Source organism: Nocardioides mesophilus (assembly GCF_014395785.1).
Taxonomy (GTDB): Bacteria; Actinomycetota; Actinomycetes; order Propionibacteriales; family Nocardioidaceae; genus Nocardioides_B; species Nocardioides_B mesophilus.
Genome location: NZ_CP060713.1, coordinates 2943279 through 2963818, shown reverse-complemented (window position 1 = coordinate 2963818; position 20540 = coordinate 2943279). Strand labels below are relative to the sequence as shown.

Sequence of the window (20540 nt, the reverse complement as noted above, 5' to 3'; positions counted from 1 at the left end):
CCAGCCGGGGTTCGCGCCGTCGGGACGGGGAACGCGCAGCGGCTCCCTCGGGACCGCCCGGCGTCGGACGCTTCAGTCCGGCGGGGCCTCGAGCAGCGGCGCCGCGACGCCGCCACGGTTGCCCAGGACCACCAGGACCATCCCGACCAGCATCACGGCGAGGCCGAGCAGGGCGGCCGGCGGCGGTCGCTGCCCCAGGAGCAGGGCTGCCAGCAGGGCGGCGCCGGGCACCTCCAGGAGCAGCGCCAGCGAGACCGCCATCGGGCTGGTGGTGGCCAGCAGGTGGTTGAGCACCGAGTGTCCGAGCAGCTGGGCGGTCAGCGTCACCAGCAGCAGCAGCCCCCACTGACGCAGCGGGTAGCCACCGAGCGGCTGCCCCGCGACCAGGCAGGCCCCGAGCAGCAGCGCGGCGCACACGCCGTAGCAGACGAAGGTGTACGTCGTCGTGCTGGCCGTGCGGCGCGCCTGCGAGCCGAGCACCGTGTAGACGCCGGCGAACAGCCCGCCGAGCAGCGCCAGCCCGTCGCCGGCGAGCGCCCGAGCCGAGAGGCTGAAGTCGACCCCCGAGACCACCAGCACCCCGCTGAACGCCAGCACCAGCCCGACCACCACCCGGGGCCCGAACCGCTGCCCCCGGACCAGCTGCCAGGCCACGATCCAGGCCAGTTGCAGGCAGACCAGGGCGGTCGCGGAGGCCACCGAGGTCAGCGTCAGCGAGGTCACCCAGGTCCCGAAGTGCAGGGCCAGCGCAGCCCCGGAGAGCCCGATCAGACCCAGCTGTCGCCGGCCGAGCCCGGACAGCTCGGAGCGCCGGCCGGTCAGGGCGGCCGGCGCCAGCGCGATCGTCGCGAACCCGTTGCGCCAGAACGCGATCGCCAGGGCCGGCACGGCGCTCGCCGCCATCAGCGGCCCGGACAGCGAGACCGCCACGACGGCCACGGCCATCAGCAGCGGCACCTGCAGCCGGTTCAGCGCGGTCTCGTCGCCGGGTCGCGCGGGACCCGCTCGGCCGGGCGGGTGCGCCGGGACGGACCCACGGGGAGGAAGGGACGGCCGGGCACGGTGCTGGCTCCTGGTGACCTTGAGGGGATTCGAGGACGTCGGCGACGTCGAGGGGGAGACTATCCGGCGCCACCGGGCCGCTGCGGTGTGGCAGGCTCGTGCCGTGAGCACCGACGCAGCCGGCCCGGCCCCGGAGCAGGTCGCGCTGGCCCTGGTCACCGAGCTCGGCCGCAAGACCGGCGTCTCGTGGCTGCGGTACGGCGTCCCGCCGACCAGCCACGCCGCCTGGCACCTGTGGTTCGACGACGCGCTCTACGTGCTCTCCGGCGGCGCCGAGCAGCAGCTGCCCGGAATCGAGGAGCTGCCCGAGCCGGGCCGGGTCGAGGTCACGATGCGCAGCAAGGACAACGGCGGCCGGCTGCTGACCTGGGTCGCGCGGGCGACCGCCGTACTCCCCGGCGACGAGCGGTGGCAGCCGGTCACCGCCGCCCTGGCCGCCGACCGGCTGAACGTGCCGGACCTCGCCACCGCGCCGGCCGGCTGGGCGCGGACCTCGCGGGTGACCCGGCTGGAGCCGACCGGGGAGCTGGTGGAGCAGCCGGGCGCGCTCACCGACGGCGCGCACCTGGCCACCCCGGTGCCGACGCCGGCCACCACCCGCGGCCCGCTGCCGCGGGTGCTGCACCGGCGGGTACGCCGGCGGCCGAAGCTCAGCTGAGCTCGGGCACCAGGATCTCGCCGCGGGCGACGTGGCGCACCTGCCCGGCCACGTGGCAGCGGGTGGCGAGCCCGTCGGCGGCCTCGACCCGGCCGTGCAACGTGGAGGGACGGCCCATCTCGACGCCCTGGCGGATCGTGTACCGGCCACCGTCGCCGAGCAGCCCGCGGGCCACCAGCGCCATCCCCAGGCCGGCCGCCGCCGAACCGGTCGCCGGGTCCTCCGGCACCCCGGCGCCCGGCACGAACACCCGGGAGTGCACCTGCAGGCCCGGCGCCTCCCCCGCCACGGCGTACAGGTTGACCGCGTCGAGCAGGTCCCGCACCTCGCCCAGGGCGGACAGCCGGTCGACGTGCCGCTCGAAGCCGGAGGCCGAGGGCCGGGCCCGGCGCAGCGCCTCGTCGCGCACCGGCAGGTGCACGAACGTCAGCCCGCAGCCGGCCACCCAGGCGTCGCCGTCGAGGTCGTCGGCGCCCAGCCCGACGTCGGCCAGCAGCTCGACCGCCAGCTCGCGTCCCACCGGGCCGGCCAGGTCCCGCGGCGTCGCCGACAGCTCCACCCGGTCCGCCCAGAAGCGCACCCCGACCGGCCCGGCGCCGCACTGCTGGACCGCCTCGTCCGCTTCCAGCTCACCCCGGTCGCGGAGCACCCACGCGGTCCCCAGGGTCGGGTGGCCGGCGAACGGGATCTCGGCCTCGGGGGTGAAGATCCGGGTGGCGTAGTCCGCGGCCCCGCCCGGGACCGGGAAGGTGGACTCGGAGTAGCCGAACTCCCGGGTGAGCGCCAGGCACTGCTCGGTGCTCAGCCCGCCGGCCCCGTGGACCACCGCGAGCTGGTTGCCGGCGAAGGGCCGGTCGGTGAACACGTCGACGACGTCGTAGGCCAGGTGCATGGCGCACATGCAACCACGGCGGGTCCTCCGGAGCCCGGGGCCACCGCCAATGCCGGTCTGGACCGGCACCGACCGCTAGCCTGGGGCCTTGTGAGCACCTCCTCTACCCGCGCCGTCTTCGCGGCCCGGCTCGCCGGTCTGCCGGTCTTCGACCCGGCCGGTGACCAGGTGGGCAAGATCCGCGACCTGGTCGCGGTGCTCCGGCCCGGGGGGCTGCAGCCGCGGGTGCTCGGTCTGGTCGTCGAGGTCTTCGGCCGCCGTTCGATCTTCGTGCCGATGACCCGGGTGACCTCGGTCGACTCCGGCCAGGTGATCACCACCGGGCTGGTGAACATGCGTCGCTTCGAGCAGCGGCCCACCGAGACGCTGGTCCTCGGGCAGATGCTCGACCGCATGGTCACGGTGCGCGAGACGGGGGCCGCGGGCACGGTCTACGACGTCGCTATGGAGCAGGTCCGCAACCGCGACTGGGTGATCAGCCGGGTGGCGCTCCAGGAGGGCGCCAAGCGCTTCGGCCGCCGCGGCCAGACCCACGTCGTGGAGTGGCGCGACATCGACGGGTTCGCCGTGCCCGAGGAACGCCAGGGCACCACCCACCTGCTCGCCGCCCTCGACGAGATGCGGCCGGCCGACCTGGCCAGCGTGCTGCACGACCTGCCGGCCAAGCGTCGCGGCGAGATCGCGGCCGCGCTGAACGACGAGCGGCTCGCCGACGTCCTCGAGGAGCTGCCCGAGGAGGACCAGGTCGAGATCCTCGGCAACCTCGGCAACGAGCGGGCCGCGGACGTGCTCGAGGAGATGAGCCCCGACGACGCGGCCGACCTGATCGCCGAGCTGCCCCCGGAGACCGCCGAGCAGCTGCTGCAGCTGATGGACCCGGAGGAGGCCGAGGACGTACGCCGGCTGATGTCCTACGAGGAGCGCACCGCCGGCGGCATGATGACCACCGAGCCGGTGATCCTGCCGCCGGACGCCACCATCGCCGACGCGCTCGCCCACGTCCGGCAGGCCGAGCTGAGCCCGTCGCTGGCGGCGCTGGTGTACGTCGTCCGGCCGCCCCTGGAGCCGCCGACCGGCCGACTCATCGGCGTCGCGCACATCCAGCGGCTGCTCCGTGAGCCGCCGTCGTCGCTGGTCGGCGCGGCGCTCGACACCGACGTGGAGGGCCTGCGGCCGGAGGCCACCCTCGAGGAGGTGGCCCGCCACCTGGCGACGTACAACCTGGTCTCCGCGCCGGTCGTCGACGACGACAACCGGCTCCTCGGCGCGGTCACGGTCGACGACCTGCTCGACCACCTGCTGCCGGAGAACTGGCGCGAGACGCCGAGCCGCACCGCCGGCGGCCCGCTGGGCCGGGTGGGGCTGAGGACCGATCGTGGCTAGGCCGGGCTCGGAGCGGCGCGTGGAGCTGCGCTCGGAGCACCGCGGCCCCCGCCTCGACGTGCCGCGGGAGTCCCGCCGGCCGCTGCTGCGTCGACGGCGCGAGCTGGACAAGGACCGGTTCGGGCGGTTCGCGGAGAACTTCGCCCGATTCATGGGCACCGCCCGGTTCCTGCTCTACATGACGCTGTTCGTGCTGGTCTGGCTGGCCTGGAACTGGCTGGCTCCCGGCACGCTCCCCTTCGACGCCTACCCGTTCATCTTCCTGACGCTGATCCTCAGCCTGCAGGCGTCGTACGCCGCTCCGCTGATCCTGCTCGCCCAGAACCGGCAGGAGGACCGGGACCGCGTCATCGCCGAGCAGGACCGGCAGGCGAACACCCGGGCGCACGCCGACATGGAGTTCCTCGCCCGCGAGATGGCCTCGCTGCGGATGGCGCTCGGCGAGGTGGCCACCCGCGACTACGTCCGCTCGGAGCTGCGCAGCCTGCTCGGCGAGATCGGCGAGCTGGAGGAGCGCCGCGACCGGGACCGGGAGAGCAGCGAGGCTCGTCGCGACGACGACGGTGGCGACCGGCGTTGAGCCGGCGCCGCGTACGCTGAACACATGACTTCCCCGCGCTCGAAGAGATCCAGGCTGCGCTCGCGACGGTGAACGACCCGGAGATCCGGCGCCCCATCACCGAGCTCGGCATGGTCGACTCCGTGAACATCGACCCGCAGGGCATGGTCGCGGTGCACGTGCTGCTCACGGTGTCGGGCTGCCCGCTCAAGGACACCATCACCCGGGACGTGACCGCCGCGGTCGGCAAGGTGCCCGGGGTGACCGGGGTGGACCTGACGCTCGGCGTGATGAGCCCCGAGCAGCGCAGCGGCCTGCAGGAGACCCTGCGTGGGGGTCAGACGCAGCGCGAGATCCCGTTCGGCCGGCCGGACTCGCTCACCAAGGTCTACGCGATCGCCAGCGGCAAGGGCGGCGTCGGCAAGTCGTCGGTGACGGTGAACCTGGCCGTCGCGATGGCGCTGCAGGGTCGCAAGGTCGGCATCGTGGACGCCGACATCTACGGCCACTCGGTGCCCGCGATGCTCGGGGTCGGCGACGTCCGCCCGACCCAGGTCGAGGAGATGATCATGCCGGTGCCCGTCGAGCTCGGGGCGCTCGGCGTGGCCGGCTCGGGCGACGGGTCCGGGGACGTCGGCGGCCTGACCAGCACCGGAGGCACCGGCGGGGCCGCCGGCAGCGCCACCGGGGCGCTCTCGGTGATCTCGATCGGGATGCTCAAGCCGCGCCGCGACCAGGTCGTGGCCTGGCGCGGCCCGATGCTCGACCGGGCCCTGGTGCAGATGCTCAGCGACGTCTACTGGGGCGACCTCGACGTGCTCTTCCTCGACCTGCCGCCCGGCACCGGCGACATCGCGATCTCCCTGGGCCAGCACCTGCCGAACGCCGAGGTGGTCGTGGTGACCACGCCCCAGGAGGCCGCCGCGGAGGTGGCCGAGCGGGCCGGCACCATGGCCTCGATGATGCACCAGCGGGTGGTCGGCGTCGTGGAGAACATGTCCTTCCTGCCCTGCCCGCACTGCGGCCCCGAGCACCGGCTGGAGGTCTTCGGCAGCGGCGGCGGCGCCCGCGTGGCGGCCACCCTGTCGGCCCGCTTCGGCTACGACGTGCCGGTCCTCGGCGAGATCCCGCTGGACCTCGACCTCCGCTCCGGCGGGGACGTCGGCCGGCCGATCATCTCGGCCACGCCCGGCTCGGTGGCCGCGGGCGTGCTCGGAGAGGTCGCCGACAAGCTCGCGGGCCGCGGCCGCGGTCTGGCCGGAATGCAGCTCGGGCTCAGCCCGGCCGGTAGGTTGTAGCCGTGTTCGGAGTCGGCCTGCCCGAGATGGTGGTCATCGTCGTGGTGGCCGTGCTGATCTTCGGGCCGGACCGGCTCCCGGACTTCGCCCGCCAGGCCGGCCGGATGATCCGGCAGGTCCGGGCGTTCTCCCAGGCCGCCCGCGACGACATCCGCAGCGAGCTCGGCCCGGAGTTCTCCAACTTCGAGCTCACCGACCTCGACCCGCGGCGCGCGGTGCGCAAGTACATCCAGGACACCTGGGACGAGACGCCCGAGGAGCGCACGGACCGGCCGGGGCAGCGGCCCCTGCGGCGCGACGAGCGGCCGCCGTACGACTCCGACGCGACCTGACCCGAGGGTCGAGCGGGTCCGCCGGGGTCGAACCGGTCAGCCGACCTTGGCGTCCAGCCGGATCCGGACCTGCTTCTCCTCGCCGTCGCGGCGCACGGTCAGCACCACGACCTCTCCGGGCTGGTGGCTGCGGATCGCCACGATCAGCCCGATCCCGTCGGTGACCTGGGTGTCCTCGACCGCGACCACGACGTCGCCCTTGCGGAGCCCGGCGTCGTCCGCGGGGGTGTCCGCGGGCACCGCGACGACCTCGGCGCCGTCGCCACCGCGGCCGCCGATGTTCACGTTGGCGCCGATGACGGGGTACTTCGCCTCGCCGGTGGTGAGGATCTGCGACGCGGTGATCTGCACCTGCTCCATCGGGATCGCGAAGCCGACGCCGATGTTGCCGGACTCGCCGCCGAAGGAGCCACCGGTGGTGGCGATCGCGGAGTTGACCCCGACCACCTGACCGCGCATGTTGACCAGCGGGCCGCCGGAGTTGCCGGGGTTGATCGCGGCGTCGGTCTGCACCGCGTTGATGTAGGAGGACTCGTCCTGGGTGCCGGTCGTCACCGGGCGGTCGAGCGCGCTGACGATGCCGGAGGTCACGGTGCTGCTCAGCCCGAGGGGCGAGCCGATCGCCACCACCGAGTCGCCCACGCGCATCGCCTTGGACGAGCCGAGGGCGGCGGGGCGGAGCCGTTCGGCGTCCTTCACGTCGAGGACCGCGATGTCGTAGACCGGGCTGCGCCCGACGATGGTGGCGTCGTAGGTGCGCCCGCGGAGGTCCACGACCTCGATCTCGCCGGGTCCGGTCGCGTCCGCGACGACGTGGTTGTTGGTGATCACGTGGCCGTCGGCGTCGAGCACGAAGCCCGATCCGGTGGCACCGCCACCGCCGCCCGCGCCGCCGCGGGCGAGGATCTGCACGGTGCTGGGCAGCAGCGCGGACGCGACCGCCGAGATGCTGCCGTTGTCGGCCTCGAGCGGGGCGCTGGTGCCGCGGCTGCCGTCGATGACCGGCAGGTCGACAGTGCCGCCGGACATCGAGCGCGAGACCGCCACCCCGCCCAGCGTGCCGCCGAGCAGGCCGACCACGAGCGCGGTCGCCGCGACCACCGGCCACAGCCAGCCGGGAAGCGCGGCGGAGGTGCGGGGCGCGGCCGGCGGGGCAGCGTAGTAGCCGTAGGGCGGGTAGCCCTGCGGGTCGGGGCCAGGCGTCCACTCGTGGGCCGGCAGCGGGGCGGTGTGCTCCGGTCCGTACGCCGGCAGCGGGGCGGTGTGCTCGTCGTACGACGGGGGCGGCTCGGTGGGCTCGCCGTACGCCGGCAGCGGCTCGGTGTGCTCGGGGCGGCGCCACCCCTCGTGCCCCTCGTCCGCGGAGGGGGGCGGCGGGACAGGCTGCTGCCCGACGTCGCGGGGCCGGTCGGCCCCGTCACCGGTCGGCCGGTCCGGTGCCGGTTCGGCCGGGTCGCGATCGTCGTACTGGCTCACCCGCCCATTGTGTCCCACCGTGCCAACGCCCGGGCGAGGGGAGATCAGCGCGGGGCGAGGACCGGGACGGCGCGGTCGCCGGCGGACCGGGGCATCGCCCACGGCGGCACCGGGTCGCGGTGCAGCACGGGCCCGGGAAGCGGACTTCCGGTCGGCCGGCTCGTGGCGGAGCCGGCCGGCGACGACGAGGGCGTCGAGGGCCGGGTCAGCGAGGTCGCCGGCGGCGCGGACGGAGCGTTGCCGATGCCGAGCGGTGCGCCGCTGAGGGTGGCCATCCCGAGGACGGCCGCGGACACCGAGCCGACGCCGACCGCGGCGATCCCGACCCGGCGGCGGCCGCGGGCGTGCTCCTCGAGCCGGTGCACCGCGGCCCAGGACGCCTGCACCTCGGCGGCGTCGGCGGTCTCCTCGCGCCGCGCGTCGAGGCCGTAGAGGGAGCCGAGCAGCCGCGCGGAGGGTTCACCGCCGGCCACCGAGCTCAGCTGTCGCTTGGTCCAGCCCTCGTGCTCGACGAGCCGGCGGCAGGGGGCGCAGCGGTGCACGTGCACCCAGGCGCGCTCCTCCTCGACCGGGCCGAGCTGGCCGTCGACGAGCGCGCTCGCCGTGGCGCCGAGGTGTCCTCCGAGTCGCATCACGTGACCTGCGGGCTCAACGGCAGGTCGAGCGGGCCGGCGTACCGCGAGCGCCCGCTGCCGGGAGCCCGGTGCGCCAGGGCGGCGCGCAGCATCGTGCGGCCGCGGTGGATCCGGGACCGGACCGTGCCGAGCTTGAGGTCGAGCACGTCGGAGATCTCCTCGTAGCTCAGCCCCTCGATGTCGCAGAGCACGACCGCGGCCCGGAAGTCGGGAGGGAGGTCGCGCAGCGCGGCCTCGACGTCGTCGTCGAAGAGCCCGTCCAGCACGCTCCGGTCAGGGGTCGGGGCGACGCTGGGGATGCGGGAGTCGGCGTCGTCGGCGAGCGCGTCGAAGCGGATCCGTGCCTTGCGCCGGGCCTGGTCGAGGAACAGGTTCGTGGTGATCCGGTGCAGCCAGCCCTCGAAGGTGCCGGGGCTGTAGGACGACAGCGAGCGGAAGACCCGGACGAAGACCTCCTGGGTGAGGTCCTCGGCGTCGGGACGGTTGCCGGTCAACCGGTAGGCGAGCCGGTAGACCCGCGCCGAGTGCTCGGCGACGATCTGCTCCCACGACGGAGCCGCCCAGCCCGCGTCCGCCTCACCCTGCGCGTCGGAAGGGCTGCTGCTCTGCGAGGTGCTGCTCATGAGGTGCTCCCGGGCCCGTGCCATCATCCGACGCTTCGTGTCTCCTCGAACGTAGGGGCCGCGCCTGAGAGGGTGCTGAGGAGCGGGCAGGAATCTGCTGGGTTCCACCAGGTCAACGTACGGCGGCGGGGCGATGTTCCGCGACCGCGGCGGTCGTGGCCGATGGCGCTCGGGAGACCGCGACGACGGTAGAGTCCGCCGCAGACGCACCCGGGTCACCGACCGCCCGGGGCACGACGAGGGAGGCCATCATCGCCACGGGACTCAAGCCGGCCAGCTGGAACTACGCCGAGGAGTTCGTCAGCGAGGACGACGTGCTCCGCAACGCACGCGCCCGGGCCACCGAGGTCGGGGTCGCCCCGATCGGCTGCGGTGGCGGCGCGGCCCTGCGCTTCCTGGCCGCGGTCACCGAGGCCCGCGCCGTGGTCGAGATCGGCACCGGCACCGGGGTCTCCGGTGTCTGGATGATGCGCGGGATGCGCCCCGACGGGGTGCTCACCACCGTGGACACCGAGGCGGAGCACCAGCGACTCGCCAAGGAGGCCTTCACCGAGGCCGGGATCCCCTCGCAGCGGGTCCGGCTGATCCCCGGCGCCGCCCTCGACGTGCTGCCGCGGCTGACCGACGGCCACTACGACATGGTCTTCGCCGACGGCGACAAGCGGGAGTACTCCGCCTACCTCGACGAGGCGATGCGGCTGCTCCGGCCCGGCGGCATCGTGGCGTTCGACAACGCGCTCTGGCACGACCGGGTGGCCGACCCGGCGCAGCGGGACGAGGAGACGGTGGCGATCCGCGAGCTGGTCCGCACCGTCGGCGAGCACGAGTCGCTGCTGCCGGTGCTGCTGCCGGTCGGCGACGGCCTGCTGGTGGCCAAGAAGGTGTGGACCCCCGGCTCCTGACCCGGACCGGCTCAGACGACGCCGGGGCGGGGCCGGACCGGACCGGCCTCGTCGAGGTGCTCGCCGACCCCGCCGTCGGACGCGCTGGCCTTCGCGTCGGCGCCGCCCCGCCTGCCCAGCAGCACGCTGGCCTCGGACGCGGCCGCGCCCAGGGCCAGGGCGGCCAGCGGCCACTTCACCCCGGTGAAGTCCAGACCGAGCGCCGCGTCGAGGGAGAGGTCGCCGGGCCGTTCCTCGGCGAGAGCGAGCAGCGAGGCGATCAGCACGAGGTTGTACTCGTAGCCGCCGCTGGTCGCCCACGGCCCGCTCGACCAGTGCACCTTGCGGATCGCGGTGATCATCGTGCCGATCAGCCCGGCGCTGGCCAGCGGCGTGGCCAGGCCCGCGACCAGCAGCGCCCCGCCCGCGGTCTCGGTGACCCCGGCGGCCAGGGCGTTGCGCCGCGGCGGGTTCATCTCCAGCGACTCCATCATCCCGGTGGTGCCCTCCAGGCCGGGGCCGCCGAACCACCCGGCGAGCTTCTGGGTGCCGTGGCCGACGAACAGCCCTCCGACGACGGCACGGGCGACGAGCCTGGTGAGGTTCACGACGATCTCCTGGGGGGACGAACGGGGGGGACCTCTCAGGCATACCCGCCCGGGCCGGCGGCATGCACGTCGGACCGACTGCGCGCCTAGGCTGGTCGGGTGTTCCGGCTCGTCGACCCCGACCCCCGCTTCCACCGCAGCTTCCTCGAGGCGGCCGACGAGTTCGCCGCCGAGGGCAGGCCGGCGTACTCGGGGCTGGTCTCCCTGCCCGCCGAGGACGGCTTCCCCGGGCTGCGGTTCAGCCGCGAGGACGTCGCCGACCCGGCGGTCTTCGCGCGCTACGTCGAGCACCTGCTCGCCGAACGGCTTGAGGAGACGCCCCGGCCGGCGGCCTACGTGCCGTACACCGTCCGGTGGATCGTCGACGAGCACGGGTACGTCGGCCGGATCTCGCTGCGCCACCGGCTGACCGACCTGCTGCTCACCTGGGGCGGGCACATCGGGTACGGCGTCCGTCCCAGCGCCCGGGGCAGGGGCGCGGCGACGTACGCCCTCGCGCAGATGCTGCCGCTGTGCCACGCGCGGGGCATCGACCCGGTGCTGGTCACCTGCGACGTGGACAACGAGCCGTCACGGCGCACTATCGAGCGCAACGGCGGGGTCTACGAGGACACCCGGCAGGGCAAGCTGCGCTACTGGGTGCCGACCGGGCCGGCGTAGCTCGGCGCAGCAAGGAACCCGGCGCCGCCCTCGGCGACCGCGACGATCTCGCACGGCTCGATCAGCTCCGGCGAGGAGCCGACCAGCTGCGAACCGGGCGACGTGGCGGCGTTCTCGGTGAACTCCGTCTCGAAGGCGTCCCGCTCGGCGCTGGTCTCGAAGACGTAGCAGCCCTCGAACCACTCCCCCGGACGCATCCGCCAGGTCTTGAACCGCAGCCCCGACTTGCCCGAGAACCGGGCGTGCGAGGAGGACTCGACGTACGCGCGAAGCGCGTCCTCCGCCCCCTCCGGCGCGGCCGCCAGCGACCAGCGCACCGTCAGTCCGTGCATGTCACACCTCCCTGTGTGCGGCCGGGGCGCCCACCCCGGCCAACGGTTCGCGCAGCTCCAGCCAGTGCAGCAGCGCCCGGGCACCGAAACCGGTGGCGCCCTTGGTCCACTCGAGCTCGTCGCTCGGCGAGTCGCCCACGGAGGCGATGTCGAGGTGCGCCCACGGCAGGCCGCCGGTGAAGTGCTGCAGGAACAGCGCCGCGGTGATCGCTCCCGGGCCGCCGGCCGCGTTGTCGGCGTCGGCGACCTTGGACGCCAGCCGCTCCTCGTAGTCGTCCACCAGCGGCATCCGCCACAGCGGCTCGCCGGCCGAGAGCGACGCGGTCCGCAACGTGTCGGCCAGGGCGTCGTCGGTGGCGAAGAAGCCGCCGGTGCGCTGGCCGAGCGCGATCTTCATCGCCCCGGTCAGGGTGGCGACGTCGACCAGCACGTCGGGGTGCAGCTGCTCGACGGCGTAGGCCAGCGCGTCGGCCATCACCAGCCGGCCCTCGGCGTCGGTGTTGGTCACCTCGCTGGTGCGCCCGCGGTAGTGGCGCAGCACGTCGCCGGGCCGGATCGAGGCCGCCCCCACCGAGTTCTCCGCGCAGGCCATCAAGCCGGTCACCCGGACCGGGCAGTCCACCGCGGCCAGCGCGCCCATGACCGCCAGCACCACGCCGGCGCCGGTCATGTCGCGCTTCATCAGCATCATGTTGTCCTTGGGCTTGATCGAGAGCCCACCGGTGTCGAAGGTGATGCCCTTGCCGACCAGCACGACGTGCGGGGTCTTGCGGTTCGCCTTGCGCGGGGCGTAGTCGAGGCGGACCAGCCGCGGCGGGTTCACCGAGCCCTGCCCGACGCCGACGATGCCGCCGAACCCCTCGGCTGCGAGCCGCTTCTCGTCCCAGACGGTGATGCCGAGGCCCGCGTGCCGGGCGACGTCGGCGGCCTGCTCGGCCATCCACACCGGGTTCTTCTCGTTGGCCGGCACCAGCGCGAGCGTCCGCGACCGCCAGCTCGCGCCGGCCACCGCCAACGACCGCTCCAGCGCGGGCCGGCGGCCCTTCACGTCGGTGACCCCGGCCAGCACCACCTGCTTCGGCGGGGTGATCAGCGGGCCGCCGGAGCGCATGTGGAACTCGAAGGAGCCCAGCACCAGGCCCTCGACGAGGGCCCGGAGGCCGGCCTCGTCGGCCAGCGCGGCCAGGGAGGTCGCGACGACGCCGCAGTCCCGGGTCCGGCGGGCGAGGGCGGCGCCGGCCCGGCGCAGCTCCGCGGGGGTGCCGGCGCCGACGCCCACGAGCAGCACCTGGCGGAGGTCCTTGTTGCCCATCCCGGACGCGTCGAGCACCGTGCGGTCCACGATCTGTCCGGCCTCGCCGGTCGCCTTGGCGGCGTCGAGCAGCGCGAACAGGTCCTCGTCGAGCTCGTCGAGCAGCTCGGCGGCACCGGGACCGAGGGTGAGCGCGGCTCCGTCCGCGTCCGGGGCGCCGTCGGCGAGCACGGGCACCGCGACCACCTCCGCGCCGGCCACCTGGGACGGGGCGGAGTCGCTGAGCGCGATCTCCGGCGGGCTGACCTGGGCGGGGAGCGTCACCGTGCGGGCCTCCTGGACTGGGGATGGGCGGACGTCCTCGACCCTACTCGGCGGCCCGGACGCTGCGGCACCGGACGTGCAGAAGCCCCGGCCGCTCCGTGGAGCGACCGGGGCTTCTCCGTGAACGGCGGCGGGCGGGTCAGCCCACCACCTGCTTGAGTGCTTCTCCGAGCGCGCCTGCCTCGTCAGCATTGAGCTCGACCACCAGACGGCCACCACCTTCGAGCGGGACTCGCATCACGATGCCCCGTCCCTCTTTTGTGACCTCGAGCGGGCCGTCGCCCGTCCGCGGCTTCATCGCCGCCATGCGCACACCTCTTCCTGTTCCCTGTCTGTGCGCCGTGCCTTGCGTGGCCGCTCTCATCGTGTGAGTGCCTGGCCCGGGCGCGCCTAGTGCTGCGGAGCCCATTATCCCTCAAAACCTGACGAGCCACCCCCCGACTGCCCAGACTGTGCGGCAGACTGCCCTCTGTGCATGCCCGGTCAGCGCTGTTCGACGTGTACGGCGACCACCTGCTCGCCCGCGGGGGCGCCGCGCCGGTGGCGGTGCTCGTCCGCCTGCTGAGACCGCTGGGCATCACCGCACCCGCGGTCCGCACCGCGATCTCGCGGATGGTCCGCCAGGGCTGGCTGGAGGCGGTGCGGCTGCCGGCCGGTCCCGGCTACCGGCTCACCGAGCACGCCCGGCGCCGCCTCGACGACGCCGCCGCCCGGATCTACCGGACCCGGGAGCGCCCCTGGACCGGTTCCTGGGACCTGCTGGTGCTGCAGCTGCCGACCTCGCGCTCGGCCCGCGAACGGATCCGCTCCGGGCTCGGCTTCCTCGGCTACGCCGCGCTGACCGACTCCACCTGGATCAGCCCGTTCGCCTCCGCGGAGGTGCAGGTGCTGCTCGACGCCGAGGGCATCGAGCACGCACGGTTCGCGGCCGCGGACGAGCGGCCCGCGGCGCGGGCGGCCCAGGCCTGGGACCTCGAGGCCCTCGCCTCGGCCTACCGGCGCTGGCACCAGGACGCGAAGGCGCTGGTGCGCGAGCCGGCCAGCGGTGGCGTGGACGGCTCCGGGCCTCCGGTCGACGCGGACGAGCACGCGTTCGCCGTACGCTCACGGCTCGTGCACGAGTGGCGCAAGTTCCTCTTCAGCGACCCCGGCCTGCCCGCCGAGCTGCTGCCGCCGCACTGGCCCGGCGACGAGGCGGCTAGGTTCTTCGCCCAGGAGGCCGAGCGGCTGCTGCCGGCGGCGTCGCGGCACGTCGACACCTGCCTGGCAGAGGTGGGTGCCGCGGAGGCCCACCCCGGGGCCGTCGTGGCCCCCACCGACCGGAACCGATGACGGGAGATCCCAGATGACCGAGCAGCCCGTGCGGTACGACGTCGCCGACGGCGTCGCCACCGTGACGCTGGACCGGCCCGAGGCCATGAACAGCCTCGACGTGGCCACCAAGGTGGCGCTGCGCGACGCCGTCACCGAGGCGGCGCAGGACGACGCCGTCCGCTGCCTGGTGCTCACCGGCACCGGCCGGGCCTTCTGCGTCGGCCAGGACCTCAAGGAGCACATCGAGATCCTGCACAGCAGCTCCTCGGACGCGCTGTTCACCACCGTGCCGGACCACTACAACCCGATCGTGCACGCGTTGCTGACGATGCCGAAGCCGGTGGTCGCCGCGGTCAACGGCGTCGCCGCCGGCGCCGGCGCCAGCCTGGCGTTCGCGGCGGACTTCCGGATCCTCGCCGACACCGCCGGCTACAACCTCGCGTTCACCGGCGTCGCGCTCTCCTGCGACACCGGCTCCTCGTGGACCCTGCAGCGGCTGGTCGGTCGCGGCAAGGCGCTCGAGCTGCTCTACTTCCCGCGGACGATCCCGGCCGAGGAGGCCCTGACGCTGGGGCTGGCCACCTCGGTGGTGCCCGCGGACACGCTGCCCGCCGAGGCGGGGGCGCTCGCGGCCCGGCTGGCCGCCGGCCCCACCGTCGCCTACGGCGCGGTCCGCCGGTCGGTGGAGTTCTCCGCCGGGCACGACCTCGAGGCGTCGCTGGCCTTCGAGGCGGAGATGATGACGCTGACCGGCTCGACCCGCGACCACGCGAACGCGGTGGCGTCCTTCGTGGCGAAGCAGAAGCCGACCTTCGAGGGCCGGTGAGCCGGCTGCCAGGCCGCACCGCCCTGGCCGGGCTGGCGGGGCTGGCGTTGGTGGCCGCGGGCCTGGTCGGTCCCGCGGCGGCCCCGGCCTCGGCGGCGGCGCCGCTGCCGGCGTACCTCGACCTCCCCGCGGGCACCGAGCAGCTGGTCACCGTGACCAGCGACCGGTGGTCGGCGACCCGGGCCCGGATGTCGGTGTGGCGCAAGCGCGCCGACGGCTGGCACCGCGTCCGCGGGCCGGTGACGGTCCGGCTGGGCTGGAACGGCTGGGTGCCGGCCGGCAAGCGCCGGCAGAACACCGGGACCACCCCGGCGGGCAGCTTCGCGATGCCGGACGCCTTCGGCAACCGGGCCGACCCCGGCGCAAAGCTGCCCTACGAGCACGCCGACGGGGACGACGTCTGGCCCTACGAGCCGCGCGACCCGGCCACCTACAACATCTACCAGCCGTCCCAGGCGAGCACCTCGCACTGGCGCACGGACTACCGGGAGCGGCTGGCGTCCTACGGCTACGAGTACGCCTACGCCGTCGTCCTGGGGTTCAACCTGCCCGGTGGCGTGCACTGGTCGAGCAAGCGGCGCCAGTACGTCGCCCGCCGGCCGGCCGACACCGCCCGCGGCGGCGGGATCTTCCTGCACGTGCAGCGTTCCACCTACACCGCCGGCTGCGTCGCGGGCCCGCTACGCGACCTCCGGTGGCTGGTGCGGTGGCTCGACCCGGCGCGGCAGCCGCGGATCGTGATGGGCCCGACCGGCTGGGTCAAGCGCCACCTCTGAACTCGCGCCCCCCGATTACCACGGGATGTCGGCGTTCTGATGCTTCCCATGGCGCGCAACCCGTGGGAACCGTCAAGCTTCCATGGGAAGCAGCCCACCAGGTCAGTAGTGGCCGCCGAGGGTCCGCACCAGCTGCCGGGGGCGACCACCCACATCCGGCGGTACCCGGGGTGCGCGCCGTACTCCACCGTCACCGCCTTGCGGTCGAACCGGTGGTTGTACCACTGGGTGAAGGTGCCGTGGCAGACCCCGCCGCACACCAGCTCCTTGCGCGGCAGGTCCAGGCCGCGTGCCAGCCGGATCCCGAACCGTCGTGTCGCGGGTGTCGAGATGTCGACACCGTCCAACGGCTGGTGGAAGCTGACGACGAACTTGGGCCGCACGTCGGCGAAGAACCGCATCAGGGCCCGGGTCTCCGGCTCCGAGCCGGCCTTGGGACCGGACTCGTAGTTGCCGTCGAGGTCGGCCCACCGGAACGGGAAGTTGCGGTTCAGGTCGACCCCGCGGGCGTTCTTGCGGGTGCCGCGGGCCAGCCCGTCGGGGTTCACGGTGGGCACGACCCACAGGTCGAGACTCTTGACCGGGTCACCGGCGCGGATGCTGCGCAGGATCTTCCGGGGCGCCGGCTCGTTGCCGTGCATGGTGGCCATCGCCACCGCCGTGACGGCGGCCTCGGGATCGCCCACGCGGTAGGCCCAGATCTGACGGCCCTGCACCGAGCGGCCGAGCATCCGGCGCTCGATGACGGTGCCCACCGAGACCCCCGACCGCGCGGACGCCACCGGGCCGGCGCCGCTCGACGCGAAGGCGGTCGAGGAGTACGCCGTCAGCGGTGCGGCCAGGCCGGTGGCGAGCAGCAGGCCGAGCACCGGCCACTGCCGCGGGAGGGCGGGCATCCGGTGGGCCAGGGGAAGCAGGGGGTTCACGTGCCGATCCTGCCCCACGAAGGGCCTTGCGCATCCGTTATCGGGCCACGACGCGAGCCGGCGTGGCGGGCACCGCTCAGTGCGCGGTGTTCTCGACCTGGCGACGCATGGTGTCGAGACCGCGGTCGATGAGCCGTTCGACGGGCGTGTGCACCACTCGCCAGCCGAGCGCGCCGAGCCGCCCCAGCGGCAGCACCGCCATCTCCTTCCAGATGAACCGGCTGCTCGAGGGACCCGTCGCCTCGACGACGAACTCCCCCTCGCCGCGCACCACGGCGCCGGTGTGCAGCACCTCGCAGCGGCCGCCACCGTCGCCGTGCTCGCGCCACCCGGTGATCGTCATCGTGTCCCAGAACCCGATCGGGCCGAGACCGGACCAGGCCCGGATCCGGCCGCCGACGGCGTGGGCCGGGTCGGCGGGGTCGACCAGCTCGACGCGGGTGTGCGGCACCCACTCGCCCTGGCGCGGCCAGTCGGTGACGTAGGACCACAGCCGGTCCGCGGGGACCGCGGCGTCGACGGTCCGCTCGATCAGCACGCGCATCAGGACCGGCCCTCGGCGGGCTCGTCGAGCGTGCCGTCGTCGACGCGCACCGGTGCGGCGGCGTGGTGGACCGGCTCGCCGTCGTGGTGGACCGTCGGCTCACCGGGCGTCACGCCGTTGTGGTGCGCGACCGGCTCCCGGCCTGCGGCGTCGAGCTCGGCACCCAGCCGGTCGAGCAGTGCGTCGACCTCCGACATCCGGTAGCCGCGGAACGCGGTGGAGAACCGCACGGCGCGGAGGTCGTCGGAGGTCAGCGGACCCTCGGCCTGCACGCGGGAGTCGGGTCGGTCGTCGAACGTCTCGGCCATCGCGCCGCCACGTCCCGAGGCCACGACGGCGATCACGCCGAGCACGGCGACGATGACGAAGGCGAAGAACCAGGTCATGGCGCCATCGTCGCACGCAGGCCTAAACCTCCCCGGCAGCGACGGTCACTCGGGGCGCTCGGCCTCCACTGCCGCCTCGTCCGCCGGCGGCCACCCCGGCGCGCCCGCGCCGTCGGTCACGTCCAGGTGCAGGTGCCCGTCGACCTCGCCCGAGACCGGCTGGCCGGGGTGGGTGCCGCCGCCGGGCAGGTCGGAGTGCCGCAGCTCGCGCGCGGCCACCATGATCGCGACCGCCTCGTCGACGTCGTCGGTGAGCTGGAGCATCTCCAGGTCCTGCGCGGAGACCTTGCCGTCGGCCAGCACCGTGTCGCGGAGCCAGTCGACCAGCCCGGACCAGTAGGCAGTGCCGACCAGGACGATCGGGAACGAGGTGACCTTCTCGGTCTGCACCAGCGTGAGCGCCTCGAAGAGCTCGTCGAAGGTGCCGAAGCCACCGGGCAGCACCACGAACCCCTGGGCGTACTTCACGAACATCGTCTTGCGCGCGAAGAAGTAGCGGAAGTTCACCCCCCGGTCGACGTACTCGTTGAGGCCGGACTCGAAGGGCAGCTCGATGCCGAGCCCGACCGAGGTGCCGCCGGCCTCCGAGGCACCCTTGTTGGCGGCCTCCATCACCCCGGGCCCGCCGCCGGTGATCACGGCGAAGCCCGCCTCGGTGAGGTGGCGGCCGAGCCGCTCGGCGGCGACGTACGCCGGGTCGCCGACCCGGGTGCGGGCCGAGCCGAAGACCGAGATCGCCGGGCCCAGCTCGGCCAGCGCGCCGAAGCCCTCGACGAACTCGCTCTGGATCCGCATCACCCGCCACGGGTCGGTGTGCACCCAGTCGCTCGGGCCGCGGGAGTCCAGCAGCCGCTGGTCGGTGGTGCTGGAGTCGAGCTGGCCGCGGCGCAGTGTCATCCGGCCCCGGCGCTTCTCGGCCGGGTGCTCGCTCACCGCTCCCCCAGCCAGGCGCGCAGCTGCTGCTCCACGGTGGCCAGGTGCGCGAGCGGCACGAACTCCTCCTGCTTGTGGGCCAGGTGCGGGTCGCCGGGGCCGAAGTTCACGGCCGGCACGCCGAGGGTGCTGAACCGGGCCACGTCGGTCCAGCCGAACTTGGGGTTGACGGTGCCGCCGACGGCCTCCACGAATGCCGCGGCCGCGGGCACCGTGAGGCCCGGCATCGCCGCCGGAGCGGAGTCGCTGACCTCGATCTCGAAGCCGGCGAACACCTCGCGCACGTGCGCCAGCGCCTCCTCCTCGGAACGGTCCGGGGCGAACCGGAAGTTGACCGAGACCCGGCACTCGTCGGGGAGCACGTTGCCGGCCACGCCGCCGGAGATGAAGACCGCGTTGAGACCCTCGTGGTACTCCAGCCCGTCGATCACCGGCCGCCGGGCTTCGTAGGCGTTGAGGCGGGCCAGCACCTCGGCGGCGCTGTGGATGGCGTTGACGCCCTTCCAGGACCGCGCCGAGTGGGCCCGCTCGCCCCGGGTGAGCACGTCGACGCGCATGGTGCCCTGGCAGCCCGCCTCGACGACCGCGTCCGAGGGCTCCATCAGGATCGCGAAGTCCGCCTCGAGCAGGGCGGGGTCACTGAGCGAGAGCCGGAAGAGACCGTTGCGCTCGGCCTCGACCTCCTCGCACTCGTAGAACACGAAGGTCACGTCACGGTTGGGCTCGGGCATCGTCGCCGCCAGGCGCAGCGCGATCGCCACGCCGCCCTTCATGTCGCAGGAGCCCAGGCCGTGCAGGAAGCCGTCGCCGTCCGGGTCGCGCCGGGCCGGCAGGTTGTCGTTGAACGGCACCGTGTCGATGTGACCGGCGATGACGACCCGCTCCGGGCGCCCCAGCTCGGTCCTCGCCACCACGGTGTTGCCGAACCGCTGCACCGCCAGGTGCGGCAGCTCGTCGAGCGCGTCCTGGATGGCGTCGGCGATCAGCGCCTCGTCGCCGCTCACCGACTCGATGTTGACGAGGTCCTCGGTCAGCTGCGCCGCGTCGGCGTTCAGGTCAAGTCCCATGCCGCTCATCCTGCCATCGCGTGCCGACGCTCAACCGCGCGGCGTGAACACGCAGAACTCGTTGCCCTCCGGGTCGGCCAGCACGTCCCAGGAGATCTCGTCGTCGCGGCGGCGCAGCCGCGTGGCGCCGGCCGCCTCGAAGTCGGCGGCGGCACCGAAGACGTCCCAGTGGATGCGGTTCTTGACGGTCTTGGGCTCGGGCACCGGCACGAAGTCGAAGGTCGCGATCGGCATCCCGGGCACGTCGTGGACGGTGAAGTACCCCCTGCCGTCGTTGTCGTCCACCGCGCACCCGAACCGCTCCGCCCACCAGGTGGCGACCCGCTCCGGGTCGGCGCAGTCCACGACCACGCCGTGCAGGAGGTACGCCGGCAGCTCGGCGGGCGCCCGGAGGAACGCGCAGAGCTCGCCGCCCTCGGGGTCGGCCATCACCGTCCACGGCAGTCCGCTCTGCTCCGCGGGCAGCAGCACCGTGGCGCCGAGCGCCTCCAGCGAGGCGAGCGAGGCGGTGTAGACGTCGAGGTGGACCCGGTGCTTGACGGTCCTGGCCTCCGGCACCGGGCACAGGGCGATCCCGCCGTGCTCCACCCCGGGGACGACCACGTCGCCGACCGGGTCGTCCGCGGTGGTGCGCAGCTCTCCCCCGACGGCGCCCGCCCAGAACCGTCCGAGGGCCGGCCCCCGCGCCGCGGTGTCCATGCAGAGCTCGTGCCAGCTGGCGTGGCCGGTCGGTGTGCTGCCCATGTGGTTCCTCTCACCCGTTGGTCCAGGGGAGCGACCCGGCTCCCGAGGC

At 74.2% G+C, this 20540-nt stretch carries 24 protein-coding genes and 1 pseudogene; 10 read left to right on the top strand and 15 right to left on the bottom strand.

The features are described from left to right. Window positions 1-72: 72 nt before the first annotated feature. Entirely contained in the window at window positions 73-945 is an 873-nt protein-coding gene (locus H9L09_RS14390) for a DMT family transporter (protein ID WP_187577574.1), read from the bottom strand. Window positions 946-1165: 220 nt separating this feature from the next. Between H9L09_RS14390 and H9L09_RS14385 the strand changes: the two genes are divergently transcribed. After that, window positions 1166-1720 (top strand): hypothetical protein, encoded by a 555-nt coding sequence (locus H9L09_RS14385; RefSeq protein ID WP_223164056.1) that lies wholly within the window; start codon window positions 1166-1168, stop codon window positions 1718-1720. On the opposite strand, the gene H9L09_RS14380 is transcribed toward H9L09_RS14385, so the two are convergent. Then, complete coding sequence (locus H9L09_RS14380) at window positions 1713-2612, bottom strand: PhzF family phenazine biosynthesis protein (RefSeq protein WP_187577573.1); 900 nt, start codon at window positions 2610-2612, stop codon at window positions 1713-1715. The two genes, H9L09_RS14385 and H9L09_RS14380, sit on opposite strands and share 8 nt — an antisense overlap. A 90-nt stretch (window positions 2613-2702) precedes the next feature. Here H9L09_RS14380 and H9L09_RS14375 point away from each other — a divergent pair, with 90 nt between their 5' ends. The 4 genes from H9L09_RS14375 to H9L09_RS14360 all read left to right on the top strand — a co-directional run bounded on the left by H9L09_RS14375 (window position 2703) and on the right by H9L09_RS14360 (window position 6184). After that, window positions 2703-3995: a magnesium transporter gene (locus H9L09_RS14375; protein WP_187577572.1), complete on the top strand. Its 1293-nt coding sequence runs from the start codon at window positions 2703-2705 to the stop codon at window positions 3993-3995. A gap of 19 nt (window positions 3996-4014) precedes the next feature. Further along, window positions 4015-4575, top strand: coding sequence for a DUF1003 domain-containing protein (locus tag H9L09_RS14370; RefSeq protein WP_187577571.1), 561 nt, complete (start codon window positions 4015-4017; stop codon window positions 4573-4575). Between the two features lie 68 nt (window positions 4576-4643). After that, entirely contained in the window at window positions 4644-5852 is a 1209-nt protein-coding gene (locus H9L09_RS14365; RefSeq protein WP_246456026.1) for an Mrp/NBP35 family ATP-binding protein, read from the top strand. Window positions 5853-5854: 2 nt separating this feature from the next. After that, window positions 5855-6184, top strand: a complete 330-nt coding sequence (locus tag H9L09_RS14360; RefSeq protein ID WP_187577570.1) for a sec-independent translocase — start codon at window positions 5855-5857, stop codon at window positions 6182-6184. Between the two features lie 36 nt (window positions 6185-6220). Here H9L09_RS14360 and H9L09_RS14355 read toward each other — a convergent pair whose 3' ends face one another. The 3 genes from H9L09_RS14355 to sigE are packed head-to-tail and all read right to left on the bottom strand — an operon-like array spanning window position 6221 to window position 8918. Beyond that, window positions 6221-7660 (bottom strand): S1C family serine protease, encoded by a 1440-nt coding sequence (locus tag H9L09_RS14355; RefSeq protein WP_187577569.1) that lies wholly within the window; start codon window positions 7658-7660, stop codon window positions 6221-6223. A gap of 44 nt (window positions 7661-7704) precedes the next feature. Further along, window positions 7705-8292, bottom strand: a complete 588-nt coding sequence (locus tag H9L09_RS14350) for a hypothetical protein (RefSeq protein WP_187577568.1) — start codon at window positions 8290-8292, stop codon at window positions 7705-7707. Next, window positions 8292-8918, bottom strand: coding sequence for an RNA polymerase sigma factor SigE (gene sigE, locus H9L09_RS14345; protein WP_246456025.1), 627 nt, complete (start codon window positions 8916-8918; stop codon window positions 8292-8294). The genes H9L09_RS14350 and sigE overlap by 1 nt, the downstream gene beginning before the upstream one ends. Before the next feature lie 155 nt (window positions 8919-9073). Here sigE and H9L09_RS14340 point away from each other — a divergent pair, with 155 nt between their 5' ends. After that, window positions 9074-9820 (top strand): O-methyltransferase, encoded by a 747-nt coding sequence (locus H9L09_RS14340; RefSeq protein WP_425491688.1) that lies wholly within the window; start codon window positions 9074-9076, stop codon window positions 9818-9820. An 11-nt stretch (window positions 9821-9831) separates the two neighbouring features. Here H9L09_RS14340 and H9L09_RS14335 read toward each other — a convergent pair whose 3' ends face one another. Next, window positions 9832-10407: a DoxX family protein gene (locus H9L09_RS14335; RefSeq protein WP_187577566.1), complete on the bottom strand. Its 576-nt coding sequence runs from the start codon at window positions 10405-10407 to the stop codon at window positions 9832-9834. Window positions 10408-10506: 99 nt separating this feature from the next. Between H9L09_RS14335 and H9L09_RS14330 the strand changes: the two genes are divergently transcribed. Then, window positions 10507-11067 carry a GNAT family N-acetyltransferase gene (locus tag H9L09_RS14330; RefSeq protein ID WP_187577565.1) on the top strand — a complete coding sequence of 187 codons (561 nt, stop codon included), beginning with the start codon at window positions 10507-10509 and terminating at the stop codon, window positions 11065-11067. On the opposite strand, the gene H9L09_RS14325 is transcribed toward H9L09_RS14330, so the two are convergent. The 3 genes from H9L09_RS14325 to H9L09_RS14315 form a co-directional block, all read right to left on the bottom strand. Further along, on the bottom strand, window positions 11040-11399 hold the full coding sequence (locus H9L09_RS14325; protein WP_187577564.1) for a hypothetical protein: 360 nt from the start codon (window positions 11397-11399) through the stop codon (window positions 11040-11042). The genes H9L09_RS14330 and H9L09_RS14325 overlap by 28 nt on opposite strands. Window position 11400: 1 nt before the next feature. Then, entirely contained in the window at window positions 11401-12975 is a 1575-nt protein-coding gene (locus H9L09_RS14320) for a leucyl aminopeptidase family protein (RefSeq protein ID WP_246456024.1), read from the bottom strand. 139 nt (window positions 12976-13114) lie between these two features. After that, window positions 13115-13282: a DUF3117 domain-containing protein gene (locus H9L09_RS14315; protein ID WP_187577562.1), complete on the bottom strand. Its 168-nt coding sequence runs from the start codon at window positions 13280-13282 to the stop codon at window positions 13115-13117. Between the two features lie 164 nt (window positions 13283-13446). Between H9L09_RS14315 and H9L09_RS14310 the strand changes: the two genes are divergently transcribed. The 3 genes from H9L09_RS14310 to H9L09_RS22665 are packed head-to-tail and all read left to right on the top strand — an operon-like array spanning window position 13447 to window position 15891. Then, a complete protein-coding gene (locus tag H9L09_RS14310; RefSeq protein ID WP_187577561.1) occupies window positions 13447-14307 on the top strand; it encodes a PaaX family transcriptional regulator in 861 nt (286 codons plus the stop codon). 13 nt (window positions 14308-14320) lie between these two features. Then, window positions 14321-15115 carry an enoyl-CoA hydratase/isomerase family protein gene (locus tag H9L09_RS14305; RefSeq protein ID WP_187577560.1) on the top strand — a complete coding sequence of 265 codons (795 nt, stop codon included), beginning with the start codon at window positions 14321-14323 and terminating at the stop codon, window positions 15113-15115. Beyond that, the gene (locus tag H9L09_RS22665) at window positions 15112-15891 is read left to right on the top strand and encodes a L,D-transpeptidase family protein (RefSeq protein WP_343065140.1); all 780 of its coding nucleotides are present in this window, start codon (window positions 15112-15114) and stop codon (window positions 15889-15891) included. The genes H9L09_RS14305 and H9L09_RS22665 overlap by 4 nt, the downstream gene beginning before the upstream one ends. A 383-nt stretch (window positions 15892-16274) precedes the next feature. Here the strand turns inward: H9L09_RS22665 and H9L09_RS22825 are convergent. From H9L09_RS22825 to H9L09_RS14275, 6 genes and pseudogenes are all read right to left on the bottom strand, one after another. Beyond that, window positions 16275-16622: pseudogene (locus tag H9L09_RS22825) on the bottom strand (M14 family zinc carboxypeptidase); the annotation flags it as partial. Between the two features lie 271 nt (window positions 16623-16893). Further along, entirely contained in the window at window positions 16894-17361 is a 468-nt protein-coding gene (locus H9L09_RS14295) for an SRPBCC family protein (RefSeq protein ID WP_187577558.1), read from the bottom strand. Next, on the bottom strand, window positions 17361-17747 hold the full coding sequence (locus tag H9L09_RS14290) for a DivIVA domain-containing protein (protein ID WP_187577557.1): 387 nt from the start codon (window positions 17745-17747) through the stop codon (window positions 17361-17363). The genes H9L09_RS14295 and H9L09_RS14290 overlap by 1 nt, the downstream gene beginning before the upstream one ends. 45 nt (window positions 17748-17792) lie before the next feature. Beyond that, a complete protein-coding gene (locus H9L09_RS14285) occupies window positions 17793-18644 on the bottom strand; it encodes an LOG family protein (RefSeq protein ID WP_187580899.1) in 852 nt (283 codons plus the stop codon). Between the two features lie 32 nt (window positions 18645-18676). Further along, complete coding sequence (gene dapE / locus H9L09_RS14280) at window positions 18677-19747, bottom strand: succinyl-diaminopimelate desuccinylase (RefSeq protein WP_223164055.1); 1071 nt, start codon at window positions 19745-19747, stop codon at window positions 18677-18679. A gap of 30 nt (window positions 19748-19777) precedes the next feature. Continuing rightward, the gene (locus H9L09_RS14275; RefSeq protein ID WP_223164054.1) at window positions 19778-20491 is read right to left on the bottom strand and encodes a VOC family protein; all 714 of its coding nucleotides are present in this window, start codon (window positions 20489-20491) and stop codon (window positions 19778-19780) included. Between the last annotated feature and the right edge of the window lie 49 nt (window positions 20492-20540).